General features: G+C 68.7%; 15 protein-coding genes. All 15 read right to left on the bottom strand.

Features of this window, described 5'->3' with window-relative positions; genetic code table 11:
- Window positions 1-7: 7 nt before the first annotated feature.
- The 15 genes from J2X21_RS03155 to J2X21_RS03085 all read right to left on the bottom strand — a co-directional run bounded on the left by J2X21_RS03155 (window position 8) and on the right by J2X21_RS03085 (window position 14,352).
- Entirely contained in the window at window positions 8-376 is a 369-nt protein-coding gene (locus tag J2X21_RS03155; protein WP_310324734.1) for a hypothetical protein, read from the bottom strand.
- The gene (locus tag J2X21_RS03150) at window positions 377-1,552 is read right to left on the bottom strand and encodes a DUF2325 domain-containing protein (RefSeq protein ID WP_310324732.1); all 1,176 of its coding nucleotides are present in this window, start codon (window positions 1,550-1,552) and stop codon (window positions 377-379) included.
- Window positions 1,553-1,576: 24 nt separating this feature from the next.
- Window positions 1,577-2,728, bottom strand: coding sequence for a hemin-degrading factor (locus tag J2X21_RS03145; protein ID WP_310324729.1), 1,152 nt, complete (start codon window positions 2,726-2,728; stop codon window positions 1,577-1,579).
- A gap of 77 nt (window positions 2,729-2,805) precedes the next feature.
- On the bottom strand, window positions 2,806-2,994 hold the full coding sequence (gene hemP, locus J2X21_RS03140; protein WP_310324727.1) for a hemin uptake protein HemP: 189 nt from the start codon (window positions 2,992-2,994) through the stop codon (window positions 2,806-2,808).
- Window positions 2,995-3,073: 79 nt separating this feature from the next.
- On the bottom strand, window positions 3,074-3,844 hold the full coding sequence (locus tag J2X21_RS03135; RefSeq protein WP_310324725.1) for a TrmH family RNA methyltransferase: 771 nt from the start codon (window positions 3,842-3,844) through the stop codon (window positions 3,074-3,076).
- Window positions 3,841-4,482: a ribonuclease HII gene (gene rnhB, locus J2X21_RS03130; RefSeq protein ID WP_310324723.1), complete on the bottom strand. Its 642-nt coding sequence runs from the start codon at window positions 4,480-4,482 to the stop codon at window positions 3,841-3,843. Before rnhB ends, J2X21_RS03135 begins: the two co-directional genes overlap by 4 nt.
- Entirely contained in the window at window positions 4,454-5,578 is a 1,125-nt protein-coding gene (lpxB, locus tag J2X21_RS03125; RefSeq protein ID WP_310324720.1) for a lipid-A-disaccharide synthase, read from the bottom strand. The genes rnhB and lpxB overlap by 29 nt, the downstream gene beginning before the upstream one ends.
- Window positions 5,579-5,722: 144 nt before the next feature.
- Entirely contained in the window at window positions 5,723-6,514 is a 792-nt protein-coding gene (gene lpxA, locus J2X21_RS03120; protein WP_310324716.1) for an acyl-ACP--UDP-N-acetylglucosamine O-acyltransferase, read from the bottom strand.
- Window positions 6,515-6,640: 126 nt separating this feature from the next.
- Complete coding sequence (gene fabZ, locus J2X21_RS03115) at window positions 6,641-7,111, bottom strand: 3-hydroxyacyl-ACP dehydratase FabZ (protein WP_310324713.1); 471 nt, start codon at window positions 7,109-7,111, stop codon at window positions 6,641-6,643.
- The gene (gene lpxD, locus J2X21_RS03110) at window positions 7,108-8,136 is read right to left on the bottom strand and encodes a UDP-3-O-(3-hydroxymyristoyl)glucosamine N-acyltransferase (protein WP_310324710.1); all 1,029 of its coding nucleotides are present in this window, start codon (window positions 8,134-8,136) and stop codon (window positions 7,108-7,110) included. Before lpxD ends, fabZ begins: the two co-directional genes overlap by 4 nt.
- Window positions 8,137-8,146: 10 nt before the next feature.
- A complete protein-coding gene (locus J2X21_RS03105; RefSeq protein WP_310324707.1) occupies window positions 8,147-8,653 on the bottom strand; it encodes an OmpH/Skp family outer membrane protein in 507 nt (168 codons plus the stop codon).
- 1 nt (window position 8,654) lies between these two features.
- Window positions 8,655-10,901: an outer membrane protein assembly factor BamA gene (gene bamA / locus J2X21_RS03100; RefSeq protein WP_310324704.1), complete on the bottom strand. Its 2,247-nt coding sequence runs from the start codon at window positions 10,899-10,901 to the stop codon at window positions 8,655-8,657.
- Between the two features lie 84 nt (window positions 10,902-10,985).
- The gene (gene rseP / locus J2X21_RS03095; protein WP_310324701.1) at window positions 10,986-12,353 is read right to left on the bottom strand and encodes an RIP metalloprotease RseP; all 1,368 of its coding nucleotides are present in this window, start codon (window positions 12,351-12,353) and stop codon (window positions 10,986-10,988) included.
- Window positions 12,350-13,519, bottom strand: coding sequence for a 1-deoxy-D-xylulose-5-phosphate reductoisomerase (gene ispC, locus J2X21_RS03090; protein WP_310324699.1), 1,170 nt, complete (start codon window positions 13,517-13,519; stop codon window positions 12,350-12,352). Before ispC ends, rseP begins: the two co-directional genes overlap by 4 nt.
- Window positions 13,516-14,352, bottom strand: coding sequence for a phosphatidate cytidylyltransferase (locus tag J2X21_RS03085; RefSeq protein WP_310324697.1), 837 nt, complete (start codon window positions 14,350-14,352; stop codon window positions 13,516-13,518). Before J2X21_RS03085 ends, ispC begins: the two co-directional genes overlap by 4 nt.
- Window positions 14,353-14,365: the final 13 nt, after the last annotated feature.

Raw genomic sequence — 14,365 nt, 5'->3', positions numbered from 1 at the left:
GACGCCGTCAGGCCGCTGGCAGCTGCTGGCGCGCCAATTCCCAGCGCGACTGCAGCGCCAGCACGGCGTCGGGATCGACCTCGCCGTGCAGCAGAGCCAGGCGCGCGAGCGGATGCGTCGCGAAGCTCAGGCAATGCTGGCGCCAGGCCCACGGCAAGGCCAGGTCGGTGCCGGACTGCAGCAGCAGCCGGAACATGCGCAGTTCCGCTTCCACCTCGTCCACCAACCCACGCCTCGCCATGTGGCGCCCCATGGCCACATAGCAGCCAATCGCGCAGGGTCGCTCCGGGTAAAGCGCCAGCCGCACGCGCAGGTCCAGGCGCTGCCAGGCGTCCAGCGCATGGGCCAGCTGCAGCGATGTGTCCGGTGCCCCCATTCAGGCCTCCTCGACGGCGGCCTGCGCCAGCGCGCGCTCGAAGGCGCTGCGGCTGGGCGTCTCGACAAACACGCAGCGCTTGCCGTGACGCTTGCAGTGGTCCTTCACGCGCCAGTAGGCGTCGTGGCTGATGCAGCCGGTCTGGCAGATCACCAGGTCCGCCGCGGCCAGCTGCGGCTCCAGCTGCGCCGGCTTGTGCTCGTCGCCGCCGTCGTGATGCAGGAACTGCGCACCGCAGCCCTCCACGGCCTGGCGGTACTGCGGCACGCTACCACCGCGTCCGCCCACGCAGAGGATGACGCGGTGTTCCAGCTTCACCGGGGCGGCCGGCAATGCTTCCTCGATGGCGGCCGGAGTCGGCTCCACCGATTCGCATGGCACCGCCACCGCGCGTGAACTCAGGCGCGCGACTTCGCGCTGCAGCGCCTGGTTGCGCTCGACCTGCTCGGCCAGGCGCTGGCGCAAGGCCTCGCGCTCGGGCAGATCGGGCCGCTCGGCCTGCCAGTGCTGCAGCTGGTCCTGCGCCTGCGCGAGCTGCGTCTGCAGCGCGATCAGCGCGGCACGCTGCTGCATGCGCTCCTGCTCCCAGGCCTGCTGCTCGCGGGCTCGCTCCAGGCTCCAGGCCGTCACGCGCTGCTGCACCTCGGCGTAGTCGCGCACCAGTGCCTGGTGCTCCGTGGCCAGCTCGCGGTGGCGCGTCATGTCCACGCGCTGAGCCGCGCCCACCTGGTGCTGCAGCATGTGCACCTGGCCCAGCACGCGCATCTCCAGCCATTCGTCACAGCGCGCATGAGTGAGCGTCGCCCACAGCGCGCCGGCGATGTTCTCGCCCTGCGCGGCGCGGCCACGCCACCAGGCCATCAGCGACTCCCGGCACTTGGCCTGGGCAGCCTGGCGCAGGTCCAGCACGAAGCGCTGCTCCAGGTCCTTCTGCAAGGCCTCGGCCACCGCGTTGCGGCGCGCGGCCGCCGTGACCAGGCTGCAGTGCAGCGTGTAGTCGTCCTCGTCGCCCTGCAGCACCAGCAGCTTCTTCGCGAGCTGGCGCACGCGTTCCAGCGGCACGCAGACGCCGATGACCGGGCAGTGCGAGTGGCTGCCCAGCTCCCACAGGCGACGGCGGCGCGAGCCGGTGGTGGGCGGCAGGGCCGCATGTGCGGCACAACAGGCTTCAGCCATTGCGGGTCTCCAAGGCAATCGTGTTCATGCAGCGCATCCCACCGCTTCCTGGCTCCACACCGGGTCGTCGACGAGACCGTCCAGCAACTGCCGCCACGCGCATCGCTCGGGCTGGCCGGGCTTGCGCTGGCCGAAGAACTGGGCGATCAGCCCGCCGTCCTGGGCATACAGCTCCAGCGAGCTGACCAGGCCGTCCGCGGTGGGTTGGCGCACGGCCCAGGCCTCGGCGATGGCGTCCTCGCGCAGCCGCAGGTTGAAGCGCGGGTCCTGCACGCTGAGCCACGCGCCCATGACGGACACGCGCTTGATGGCACCGCCGTGGATCTGGATGACGCCGGGATTGCCGACGGACACCATGAGCGGCGTGACATTGGCCGCCGCGCCTTCCAGCAGCACGCGCGCGGCATGCAGGTCCACGCGCTGCGCGAACTGCGGCGCGGCCAGGTGCATGGCGTTGCGACGTGTGACGCCGTACCGGCGCAACAGCCCGAAGAACTCGTGTGTGTCGCGCAGCGCCGCCCAGCCGGCGCGAAAGGCCTGGACATCGACGCTCGGTGCATCGGCCGACGGCGCCGCGGCGTCGGAGCGCCACTGCGGCTCGGGAGCGTCCGGATCGGCCCAATGCACACGCAACGCCCGCCATGCGGCCAGCTGCGTGGCGGGCCGCGTGAAGACCTTGTGCACGGCCACACCCCGGGCATCGAAGAACTGCAGGCTCTGCTGCTCCCCCTCTCGTACCGCATAGCCGTGCGCCCAATGGCTGTAGAACAAGCGCAGGTCGATCTCCTCGCCCAGCGCCAAGCCCATCTGACGACCCGGTTCTCCCTGAGCGCTGACGTGCTCGTAGACGCCGATGCGCTCGTGGACACAGTGCGGGTTGCGTGTCAGCGCCATCAACTCACCGGCGCGGCTTAGTTCGGACAACAGGCGGGGAAAGTCGCGGCGCAGGCGCTGGGCCTGCAGACCGCCCTCGTTGCCCGACACGGGCGCGTCCACGTGAGCATCGATCAGCATGCCCTCGGTGATGCCCAGCGACAGCGCAATGTCGAGATGGCGCGTGGCGCTGGCGGCGCGGGCATGGGCATAGGCCTGGCGCAGATCCGTCGGCGAAGCGACGCAAGCATCCTCGGCGGGTCGAGCGCGGGCGGCGGCCGGCGCCACGGCAGTATTCAGCACGGAGGGCTCCGAAAAAGAGCGCGGGCTGGCTGCGGGCTGGCTGGCGCGAGTATCGAAAGAAAGAGGAGAGAGAAGCGCTACTTGGTCAGGATCAGCTTGCCCAGGCTGGTCACGCGCAGGCGGTAGACCTGCTGCTGGTGAACGATGAGCACCTCGCCGCCCGGGCCCAGCAGCGTCGCGCTGTCAACGCGGCGCAGCGCGTCGGGGTCGGATCGGCCGGCCGGCAACGGGGCCGATGTCTTGCGCGGGTTGTGGTCAACAAGCATGGCGCAACTTTAATGAGAACAATTCTCAATTGCAAGTCGTTCTCATCTTCTTGGGGGGATCCCCCCAAGATCGCCGGCCTCAGCCCCGCTGGCGCTCGCTCTCGTACAGGCAGATCGCCGCGGCCGCCGCCACGTTCAGCGACTCCTCGCCGCCCGGCTGCGGGATGCCCACGGTCAGCGCGCAGCGCGCCATCAGCGCCGGCGACACGCCCTGGCCTTCGTGGCCCATGACCCAGGCGCACGGCGATGGCAGCGCCACGCGGTGCAGCACATGCTCGGTGTGCGAGCTGGTGGCGATCATCGGCACGGCCAGTTGCGCGAGGTCATCGGCCGCCAGGCCTTCCACCAGGCGCAGACCGAAATGCGCGCCCTGCCCCGCCCGCAGCACCTTGGGCGACCACAGCGCGGCCGTGCCCTTCAAAGCCAGCACCTGGCGCACGCCGAAGGCCGCCGCACTGCGCAGGATGGCGCCGACGTTGCCGGCGTCCTGCAGGCGGTCCAGCACGACCGTTGCTGCGTTCGCGTCGATGGCGGGCGTGTCGGGCAGCGCCAGCTCAGCGCCGATCTGCGCGGGGGATTCGAGGCCGCTCAGGCCCTTGAACAGGGCCGTGGGCACGACCAGCGCTCGCGGCGCGGCCTCGGCCAAGGCAGCCAGCGCCGCGTCCTGCATCGCGGCCTCGGTCAACACGACCAACGCCGGCTGCCAACCCCGTTGCAGCGCCGCGCGCAGCAAGTGGTCGCCTTCGATCCAGACGCTGCCGGTCTTGCGATAGCCGCCGGCATCCGCCGTCAGCTTGCGCAGCCGCACCAGCGCCGGGTTGTCGCGGGAGGTGATGTGGTCGAGCTTCATGCCAGCGGGTTGATCGTCACGTCCACGCAGACCTCGCGCACCGGCGCAAAGCTGCGGCGGTGCCAGGGGCTGGCGCCATGCGCCTTCAGGGCCGCCAGATGCTCGGGCGTGCCGTAGCCCTTGTGCGTGGCGAAGCCGTATTGCGGATGGCTTTCGTGCATCTGCTCGCAGAACAGGTCGCGCGCGACCTTGGCGAGGATGGATGCGGCCGAGATGGCCTGCACGGTGGCGTCGCCCTTCACGATGGCCTCGGCCGCCATGGGCAGCACCGGCAGGCGGTTGCCGTCGATGCGCACCAGCACCGGCTTCAGGCGCAGGCCCATGACCGCGCGCTGCATCGCCAGCATGGTGGCCTGCAGGATGTTGATCTGGTCGATCTCTTCCGTCGTCGCGTGCGCGATGCAGCAGCACAGCGCCTTCGCGCGGATCTCATCGAACAGCTTGGCACGCTTGGCGGCGGTCAGCGCCTTGGAGTCGGCCAGGCCTTTGATGGGCTGAAGGTCGTCCAGGATGACGGCCGCCGCGAACACCGGCCCGGCCAGCGGCCCGCGGCCGGCCTCGTCCACGCCGGCGACAAGGCCGGGCGGCGTCCAGTCGAGGGCGCCCTGCTCAGGCGCCGATGAGCGTCGCGATGGCATCGCTGGCGCGCTGCGCGGTGTCTTGGCGCAGCAGTTCGTGGAGTTGGACAAAGCGCTGGTGCAGCGCGGCACGGCGCGGCGCGTCGGCCAGCAGGCCCTCGGCCTCGCGGGCCAGCGCCTCGGGCGTGCAGGCGTCCTGGATCAGCTCGGGCACCAGGAACTCGCGCGCCAGGATGTTGGGCAGGCCCACCCAGGGCTGCAGACCCTTGCCCTTCATGCGCCACCAGTTCAGCGCATTCATGCGGTAGGCGATGACCATGGGCCGCTTGAACAACGCCGCCTCCAGCGTGGCCGTGCCGCTGGCCACCAGCGTCAGGTCGCAGGCGGCCAGCGCGGCGTGCGACTGGCCATCGACGAGCTGGATTTCGGCGCCTTGCAGCATGGGTTCGACCAGGCCACGCAGCCCCGGCACCACGGGCATGACGAAGCGCCGGCCCGGCTTGGCCAGCAGCTTCGCGGCCCCGATCAATGCAGGCGCGATGTACTTGATCTCGCTCTTGCGGCTGCCGGGCAGCAGCGCGATGACGGTGTCGTCCGGCGCGACCTTGAGCGCCTCTCGGGCTGCCGCACGCGGCGCCTCCATCGGAATCGCGTCCGCCAGCGGATGGCCCACGTAGGTCGCGCCTATGCCCGCCTTGTGCAGGATCTCCGGCTCGAACGGGAACAGGCACAACACATGGTCGGCCGCCGCCTTGATCTTCACGACGCGTTCGGGCCGCCAGGCCCAGATGGACGGGCAGACGAAGTGGACCGTCTTGATGCCGGCCTCGCGCAGCCGCGTCTCCAGCCCGAAGTTGAAGTCGGGTGCGTCCACGCCGATGAAGACGTCGGGCTTGTTCGAGATGAGGCGGGTGCCCAGCTGCTTGCGGATGGACAGCAGCTCGCGGATGTTCAGCAGCGCGTCCACGTAGCCGAAGATGGACAGCTTGCTGTGCGGCCACCAGGTTTCGAAACCCTGGGCAATCATCTTCGGACCGCCGATGCCTTCGGACTTCAGCGCCGGCCAGCGCGCGCGCAGGCCTTGCAGCAGCAGGCCGGCGAGCAGGTCGCCGCTGGCCTCGCCGGCCACCATACCGAGGCGGGGAGAGGCTTGCATCTCAGTGCCCTGCGACGCCCGCGGGCCGGGCGCCGGGCCGCTCCCAAGCCGGCCCGGCCAGGCGATGTGCTTGGCAGTCGAACCGCCAAGCATCGCCGTCCCCTCGGGGGACCGGCCAAGGCAATCCTTGGACGAGCGGCTTCACTATCTGACGATGCCGCGCGTGGACGCGGCGAGGAAGGTCAGCATGTTGTCGATGTCGCCATCGGCGGCGCCACCGTCCGTGCCCTTCAGCGCCGCGATGGCCGTCTTGGCTTCGTCCAGCGTGTGGCCGCTGCGGTACAGCAACTTGTAGATCTGGCGGATGACGGCGATGCGCTCGGTGCTGAAGTCGCGGCGCTTCAGGCCCACGACATTGACGGCGCGCGCGGCCAGCGGGTTGCCGTCCACGGTCATGAACGGCGGCACGTCCTGCGCCACATGGGCCTGGAAGCCGATCATCGCGTGGTCGCCGATGCGCATGCGCTGCAGGATGCCGGTCAGGCCGCCGATGGTGACGTGGTCGCCCACCTGCACATGGCCCGCCAGCGTCGCGTTGTTGGCCAGCACGCATTCGTTGCCGATGACGACATCGTGCGCCAGGTGGCAGTAGGCCATGATCCAGTTGTCGTTGCCCAGCGTCGTCTCGCCGCGGTCTTGCACCGTGCCGACGTTCAGCGTGCAGAACTCGCGGATGGTGTTGCGGTCGCCAATGACCAGCGTGGTGGGCTCGCCGGCGTACTTCTTGTCCTGGTTCGCCGCGCCGATGGAGCTGAACTGGAAAAAGGTGTTGTCGCGGCCGATGGTGGTGTGGCCTTCGATGACGCAGTGCGGGCCGACCTTGGTGCCGGCCGCGATCTTCACGTGCGGGCCGATCAGCGAATAGGCGCCTACGGCCACCGACGAGTCCAGCTCGGCTGACGGATCGATCAACGCTGTTGGGTGAATCAACGCCATATCTGCTCCTGAGAAGCTCGCGCAAGGCGCGGGCTCGATTCCTCCAGTAGCACCCGTGGAACTGGCTTTGCCAGGCCACCAGGTGCGCCCCCTTGAGGGGGCCGGCGAAGCCGGTAGGGGGTGGGCTCAATCATTGATGCGGCGCATCGTGCACATCAGCTCGGCTTCGGCGGCGAGCTGGTCGCCCACCAGCGCGCGGGCGCTGAACTTGTAGATGCCGGCCTTGGCGCGGCCCAGCGTCACTTCCAGCACCAGCTGGTCGCCCGGCTCGACGGGACGCTTGAAGCGGGCGCCGTCGATGCCGGCGAAATAGACGACCGACTTCTCGTCCAGCGTGATGCCCACGCTCTCGATGGCCAGCAGCGTCGCGGCCTGGGCCAGCGCCTCGAGGATGAGCACGCCCGGCATCACCGGGCGGTGCGGGAAGTGGCCCAGGAAGAAGGGCTCGTTGATGGAGACGTTCTTGATCGCGCGGATGCGTTCACCCTTGACCAGCTCCACGACGCGGTCCACCAGCAGGATGGGATAGCGGTGCGGCAGGCGCTTCAGGATGTCGTGGATGTCCATCGTGATCGGGGTCGTCGTCTCGGTCGTCATTTCTTTTCCAGCGCGCGGACACGCTCTCTCAGGGTGTGGAGCTGCCGCAGCGTCGCCGCGTTCTTCTGCCAGCTCGAATTTTCTTCGAAGGGATAGGTGCCGGTGTAGACACCCGGCTGCGTGATGTCGCGGGTCACCGTCGTGCAGGCCGAGATGTGCACGCCGTCGGCGATGTTCAGGTGGCCGATGATGTTGGCCGCCCCGCCGATGGTGCAGTTCGCGCCGATGCGCGTGGAGCCGGCAATGGCGCCACAGCCCGCCATCGCGGTGCGCTTGCCGATGTGCACGTTGTGGGCGATCTGGATCAGGTTGTCCAGCTTGACGCCGTCCTCGATGACGGTGTCGGCCAGCGCGCCGCGATCGATGCAGGTGTTGGCGCCGATCTCGACGTCGTCACCGATGGTGACATTGCCCAGCTGCTCGATCTTGACGTAGCCGTCGCGGGACGGTGCGAAGCCGAAGCCGTCCGCTCCGATGACGACGCCGCTATGCACCAGGCCGCGCGCGCCGATGCGGCAGCCATAGCCCAGCACGACGCGCGGCGCGAGGCGGGTGCGTTCACCCACGTGCGCGTCGCGCTCGACGACGCAATGCGCGCCAATGCGGGCGTGGTCACCGATGACGGCGCCGGACTCGATGACCGCCAAGGGCCCGATCTCGACGCCCTGCCCCAGCTTGGCATCCGGCGACACGATGGCGCTGGGATGCACGCCGGCCTTCGCGGCGGGGCGGGTGCGCTGCGCCCACCACTGCGTGAGCCGTGCGAAGTACAGGTAGGGGTCGGGTGTGACGATGGCCGCGCCCCGCGCCGCCGCAGCCTCGGCCAGCGCCGGCGCCACGATGACACAGGCCGCACGCGTCGTCGCGAGCTGGACCTGGTAGCGCGGGTTGGCGAGGAAGGCGATGCTGCGCTCGTCCGCCTCGTCCAGCGGCGCGATGCCAGCAATCTGCAGATCGGACCCACCAAGCAAATCGCCGCCCAAGGCGGCGATCAGTTCGGAGAGCGCGACAGGTGTCGGGCTCATGGGCCTGCGCTTACTTCTGCGCGTTCAGCGTGTCGATCACCTTCTTGGTGATGTCCACGCGCGGGCTGAAGTGGATGGCGTCCTGCAGGATGAGGTCGTACTTCTCGGCATCGAAGATCTGCTTGATGACGCGGTTGGCCTTCTCGACCACGGCGGACAGCTCTTCGTTCTTGCGCTGGGTCAGGTCTTCCTGCCATTCGCGGCGCTTGCGCTGCAGGTCGCGTTCCTGTTCGACCACGTCGCGCTGACGGCGGCCGCGCTCGGCTTCCGACAGCGTGGGCGCGTCCTTCTCGAGCTTCTCGGCGGCACCGCGCAGCTTGGTTTCCAGATCGCGCAGGTCCTTCTCGCGCTTGCCGAACTCCGCTTCCAGCTTGATCTGCGCGGTCTTGGCCAGGTTGGCCTCGCGCAGCACGCGCTCGCTGTTGACGAAGCCGATTTTCAGTTCCTGGGCTTGCACGGCCGATGTGGCCACCATCATCGAAGCGGCCAGAGCCACCGATTGCAAGAGCTTGCTCATATCAGAATGCAGTCCCGATCTGGAATTGGAATTTCTCGATTCTATCCGTGCGTTCCTTGCGGATAGGTTTGCCGTAGCTGAGGCGCAGCGGACCCATCGGCGAGATCCAGGACAGGCCCAGACCCACCGACGCGCGGATGCTGTCGAACTTCAGTTTCTCGTGCGAGCCCCACACATTGCCGGCGTCGCCGAACAGGAAGATGCGGAAGCTCTTGTCGTTGCCGCTGCCGGGCACCGGCAGGTACAGCTCGGCGTTCAGGTTGAAGCGGCGGTTACCGCCGCTGTAGGAGCCGGTGTTGTCCACCGGGCCCAGCGAGCCGGCCTCGAACACGCGCACGGAACCCAGGCCGCCGCCGTAGAAGTTCTTGAAGATGGGATAGGGCTTGCCGCCCAGGCCTTCGCCCCAGCCCAGTTCGCTGTTGATGCCCAGCGTGATCTTGTTGGTGATCTCGAAGTAGCGCTGGTACTGCAGGTTCAGGCGTGCGAACTGCGCATCGCCCAGCGGGCTCAGCTCGAAGTTGGCGCGCTGGTAGATGCCGCGCGACGGCGTGATGACGCTGTCGCGGCTGTCGCGCTGCCAGCCGATGGTCAGCGGGATGGAGTTGCTGCGCTGGCCGAACTGGTTCACGAACAGCAGATAGCTGTTGGGCAGGCCCTTGGACGTCGTGATGTCGGTCTGCTCATAGCCCAGGCCGAAGAACACCGTGTCGACTTCGGAGAACGGCACACCGAAACGGATCGCGCCGCCCTTGGTGACGTACTCGTATTCCTCGCCCAGCGTGTTGATGGGCTTGGTGGTGCGGTAGAACACGTCGATGGCGCGGGACACGCCGTCCACCGTGAAGTACGGGTCCACCGTGGAGACCTGGAACTGGCGGCCGGTGCGCGCGGTGGCCACGTCGATGCCCAGGTAGTTGCCGGAGCCGAACACGTTGTCCTGACGGATGGAGCCGGAGAAGGACAGCTTGGTCTGGCTGGAGTAGCCCGCACCCACGGTGATGGCACCGGTGGGGCGCTCGACGACGGTCAGGATGACGTCGACCTGGTCTTGCGCGCCCGGCACCTCCTGGGTGTCGATGTTGACTTCCTTGTCCTTGAAGTAGCCCAGGCGCTCCACGCGGTCGCGCGAGGCCTTGATCTTCTGGCCGTCGTACCAGGCGGATTCGAACTGGCGGAACTCGCGGCGGATGACCTCGTCACGCGTGCGCGAGTTGCCGGACAGGATGACCTTGCGCACGTAGACGCGGCGCTGCGGCTCGGCGATGAAGGTGACCACCACCTGGCCGGTCGCGCGGTCGATGTCGGGGCGGCTGTCGACCCGCGCGAACGCATAGCCGTAGGTGCCGAACAGGTCGGAGAAGGCGCGCGTCGTCGCGGCCACGGCCTCGCCCTGGTAGGACTGGCCGGGCTTGAGCATGACCAGGTGCTTGAAGTCTTCTTCGCGGCCCAGGAAGTCGCCTTCCAGCTTCACGCCGGTGACCGTGTAGGGCTGGCCTTCGCTGATCGTCACCGCGATGCTGATGCTCTGCTTGTCCGGCGAGATCGTGACCTGCGTGGACGTCACCGCCACTTCCAGGTAGCCGCGGTTCAGGTAGTAGCTGCGGATGGTTTCCAGGTCCGCGTTCAACTTGGCGCGCGAGTAGCGGTCGGTCTTGGTGTACCAGGTCAGCCAGCCGCTGGTGGTCTGCTCCAGCAGGCCCAGCAGCGTGCTCTCGGAGAACACCTTGGTGCCCAGGATGCGGATCTCGGCGATCTTGGCCGGTTCGCCCTCGGTCACGTTGAAGCTGACGTTGACGCGATTGCGCTCGATGGGCGTGATCGTCGTCGTGACCTCGGCGCCGTACAGGCTGCGGGTCAGGTACTGGCGCTTCAACTCCTGCTCGGCGCGGTCGGCCAGCGCCTTGTCGAAGGGCTTGCCCTCGCCGATGCCCACGTCCTTCAGCGACTTGGACAGCGCCTCGGTGTCGAACTCCTTCAGGCCGACGAAGTTCACGTTGGCGATGATGGGACGCTCGTCGATGATGACGACGACCGCGTCACCCTCGATGTTGATGCGCACGTCCTTGAACAGGCCCGTGGCGAACAGCGCGCGCAGTGCGGCGGCGCCCTTTTCGTCGTTGTAGAGGTCGCCGATGCGGAAGGGCAGCGACGCGAACACGGTACCCGGGTCGGTGCGCTGCAGGCCTTCGACGCGGATGTCCTTCAGCACGAAGGGGTCGACAGCCCAGGCCAGTCCCGACTGGAACATCCCCAACAGAGCCAAAGCCAGGAGTGAGGGGCGACGCTTCTTCGCTCCCGAACGGAAATGAAAGGACATGGGAACCGGGGAGTTTCAGTGCCAACCCGCCAGGCGGGAGACGTCGTTGGAAAGGGCCAAGGCCATCATCAGCATCAGGATCAGCGCGCCAGCACGCTGCAGTTGCCGTTGCCACCATTCGGAGACGGGGCGGCCACTCAGACCCTCGAAAAGATGATACATGAGGTGCCCGCCGTCGAGCATCGGCAACGGCAGCAGGTTCAGCACGGCCAGGCTCAGCGAGATCTTGGCCAGGAAATCGAGGTACGGCGTCAGGCCCGCCTGGGCCGACTGGCCGGCGTAGTCGGCGATGGTCAGCGGACCGCTGAGGTTTTTCACCGAGGCTTCGCCGATCAGCATGCGGCCCAGCAGCCGCACCGTCGTCACGGCCATGTCCCAGCTCTGCTGGGCGCCGCGCGCCAGGCCGTCCAGGAAACCGTAGCTGACCATCACGCGCTCGGGCGGCGCACCCACGCCGATCTGCAGCCGCGCGACGCTGCGCCCGTCCACATCCACCAACTGCGGCGTGACCTGCAGGTCGACCGTCTGGCCCGCGCGCTCCACCCGCCAGGCCATCGTGCGCGGCTGGTCGCCGTCGCGGGCGCGGCGGATGGCGTCGCGCAGGAAGCCGGCGTCGGGCACGCTGCGGCCGTCGATCGCCAGCACGCGGTCATCGACCTGCAGTCCGGCGCTTTCGCCCGCACCACCGGGCAGCACCTGGCGAATCAGCGGCTCCGCCAGCGGCGCAAAGCCGATGTCGTTGAACAGATGGGCATCGGGCGCACGTCCAGCCAGGCGATCGGTGTCCAGCTTCAGGCTTCGCGAGCCGTGGCCGTTGGCATCGCTGACCGACAGGTGCAGCGACTCGCCCAGCGCCTGCGCCTGCACGACGGCGGCCATCAGGTCGGGCAGCGCCTGCACGTCCTCCCAGGCTTGGCCATCCGACGAGACGGACCGCACCAAATCGCCTGCGCGCACGCCGGCACGCTCGGCCAGCGATCCGGCCGGCGGCGTACCCAGTTGCGCCTTGGGCACCTCGCTGCCCAGCCAGGCCACGACCGCCAGCAGCAGCACGGCCAGCACCCAGTTGGCAGCAGGGCCGGCCGCGACGATGGCCGCGCGCTGGCGCAGCGGGCGCTGGTTGAAGGCCTGCTCACGCTCGTGCGGCGCGACCGGGCCGTCGCGCTCGTCCAGCATGCGCACATAGCCGCCCAGCGGCAGCATGCTCAGCGTGAACTCGGTGCCGTCGCGCCCGACGCGACGCCACAGCACGCGGCCGAAGCCGATGGAGAAGCGCAGCACCTTGACGCCGCAGGCGCGCGCGACGCGGTAGTGGCCCCATTCATGGATGGCGATCAGCAGCGCGATCGCCACCAGGAAGGCGGGAATGTCCGACAGGCTCATAGCAGGCGCAGGGCGTGCGCGCGGGTGCGGGCGTCAAGATCCAGCAGCGCCTCGATGCTGGCGCAGTCGCCCGGCTGAACGTCAGCCAGGCATTGCGAGTTGATCGCATGGATGCGGTCGAAGCGCAGCCGGCCGTTCAGGAAGGCGTCGACGGCGACTTCGTTGGCCGCGTTCAGCACCGTCGTGCTGCCTTCCGCGCCACGCAGCGCCTGCCAGGACAGGTGCAGACCGGGGAAGCGCACGGCGTCGGCCTCCTCGAACGTGAGGCTGGGCGTCGTCAGCAGGTCCAGCCGGCTCGCGCCCGACGTGATGCGCTCGGGGAAGGACAGGCCGTAGGCAATGGGCACCCGCATGTCGGGCGTGCCCAGCTGCGCCAGCACCGATTGGTCGCGGCAGACCACCATCGAATGGATGATGCTCTGCGGGTGGATCAGCACCTTGATCTGGTCGGGCGCGAGGTTGAACAGCCAGCGCGCCTCGATGACCTCGAGCGCCTTGTTCATCATCGTGGCCGAGTCGACCGAGATCTTGCGGCCCATGACCCAGTTGGGATGGGCGCAGGCCTGCTCGGGCGTCACGTCGGCCAGCGTCTTCGGGTCGCGCGTGCGGAAGGGGCCGCCGGAGGCCGTGAGCACGATGTGGTCGATGCGCTGGTGCCAGGTCGTGCGGTCTTCGGGCAGGCACTGGAAGATGGCCGAGTGCTCGCTGTCGATGGGCAGCAGCGTCGCACCGCCCTCTTCCACCGCGTGCATGAACAGCGCGCCACCGACGACGATGGCCTCCTTGTTGGCCAACAGCAGCCGCTTGCCCGCGCGGGCCGCGGCGATCGCGGGCGCCAGGCCGGCAGCACCGACGATGGCGGCCATGACGGTGTCGACGTTCGGATGGGCGGCGATGTCGACCAGCGCGGCGGCGCCGTCCAGCACCTCGGTGTGGCTGCCGGCTTCGCGCAGGCGTTCACGCAGACGGGCAGCCGCCTCGCGCTCGGGCATCACGGCAAAGCGCGGCTTCCATTGCAGGCACTGGGCCAGCAGTTCATCCACGCGGCTCATCGCGCTCAGCGCAACGACCTCGTAGCGCTCCGGATGGCGGGCGATGACGTCCAGCGTGTTGACGCCGATGGACCCAGTGGAGCCCAGCACGCAGACGCGTTGGCGACGGTTCATAGAGTGATCAGGGCAAGCGCCAACGGGAACACGGGCAGCAGCGCGTCGATGCGGTCCAGCACGCCGCCATGGCCCGGCAGCAGGTTGCTGCTGTCCTTGGCACCGGCGGCGCGCTTGACCAGGGATTCGAACAGGTCGCCCACGACGCTCATCGCGCCGAGGAAGACCAGCGCCAGCAAGGAAACGAAGCCATGCTTCTGCACCAGCAGCGTGTAGAGGCTGGGCGAGTCGACCGCGATGTTGACGTCGATGACATGCACCCACACAAAGCCCAAAAGGATGACGCCGACCAGGCCGCCCCACACGCCTTCCCAGCTCTTGCCAGGGCTGATGGCGGGCGCCAGCTTGCGCTTGCCGAAGGCCCGGCCACAGAAGTAGGCGGCGATGTCGGCCATCCAGACCAGGCAGAACACCGACAGGATGAAGTTGATGCCCAGCACCTTGGCTTGCACGATGGCCAGCCAGGCGCCCCACAGCAGCAGCGCGCCTAGCGCCAGCCGGCCGGCGCGCGCCATCTGCGGCCAGCCGCCGGGGCCGGCCCGCAGTGCGAAGGCACCACCCAGCACCCAGACGCCGGTGGCCAGCAACCAGATCCAGGACGACGGCGCATTCAGGCCGCCCAGCACCAGCGTCCAGACGCAGGCCAGCGCCAGCGCAACGCCGGCGGCGATGGCGCCGCTGCCGGGCAGGCCGTTGAGCCGCGCCCATTCCCAGCCGGCCGCCCCCATCATCACGACGGTGACCCAGGCGAACGGCCAGGGCGAGGCCTGGAACAACACCGGCAGCAGAACGGCCAGCAGCACGATGGCGGTGATGACGCGGGTCTTCAGCATGACGCTCCCTCGC

This window comes from Roseateles asaccharophilus, from assembly GCF_031458115.1.
GTDB classification, from domain to species: domain Bacteria; phylum Pseudomonadota; class Gammaproteobacteria; order Burkholderiales; family Burkholderiaceae_C; genus Pelomonas; species Pelomonas asaccharophilus_A.
The sequence above is the reverse complement of the archived record's forward strand: the minus strand, read 5'-3'. Positions and strand labels throughout refer to the sequence as shown.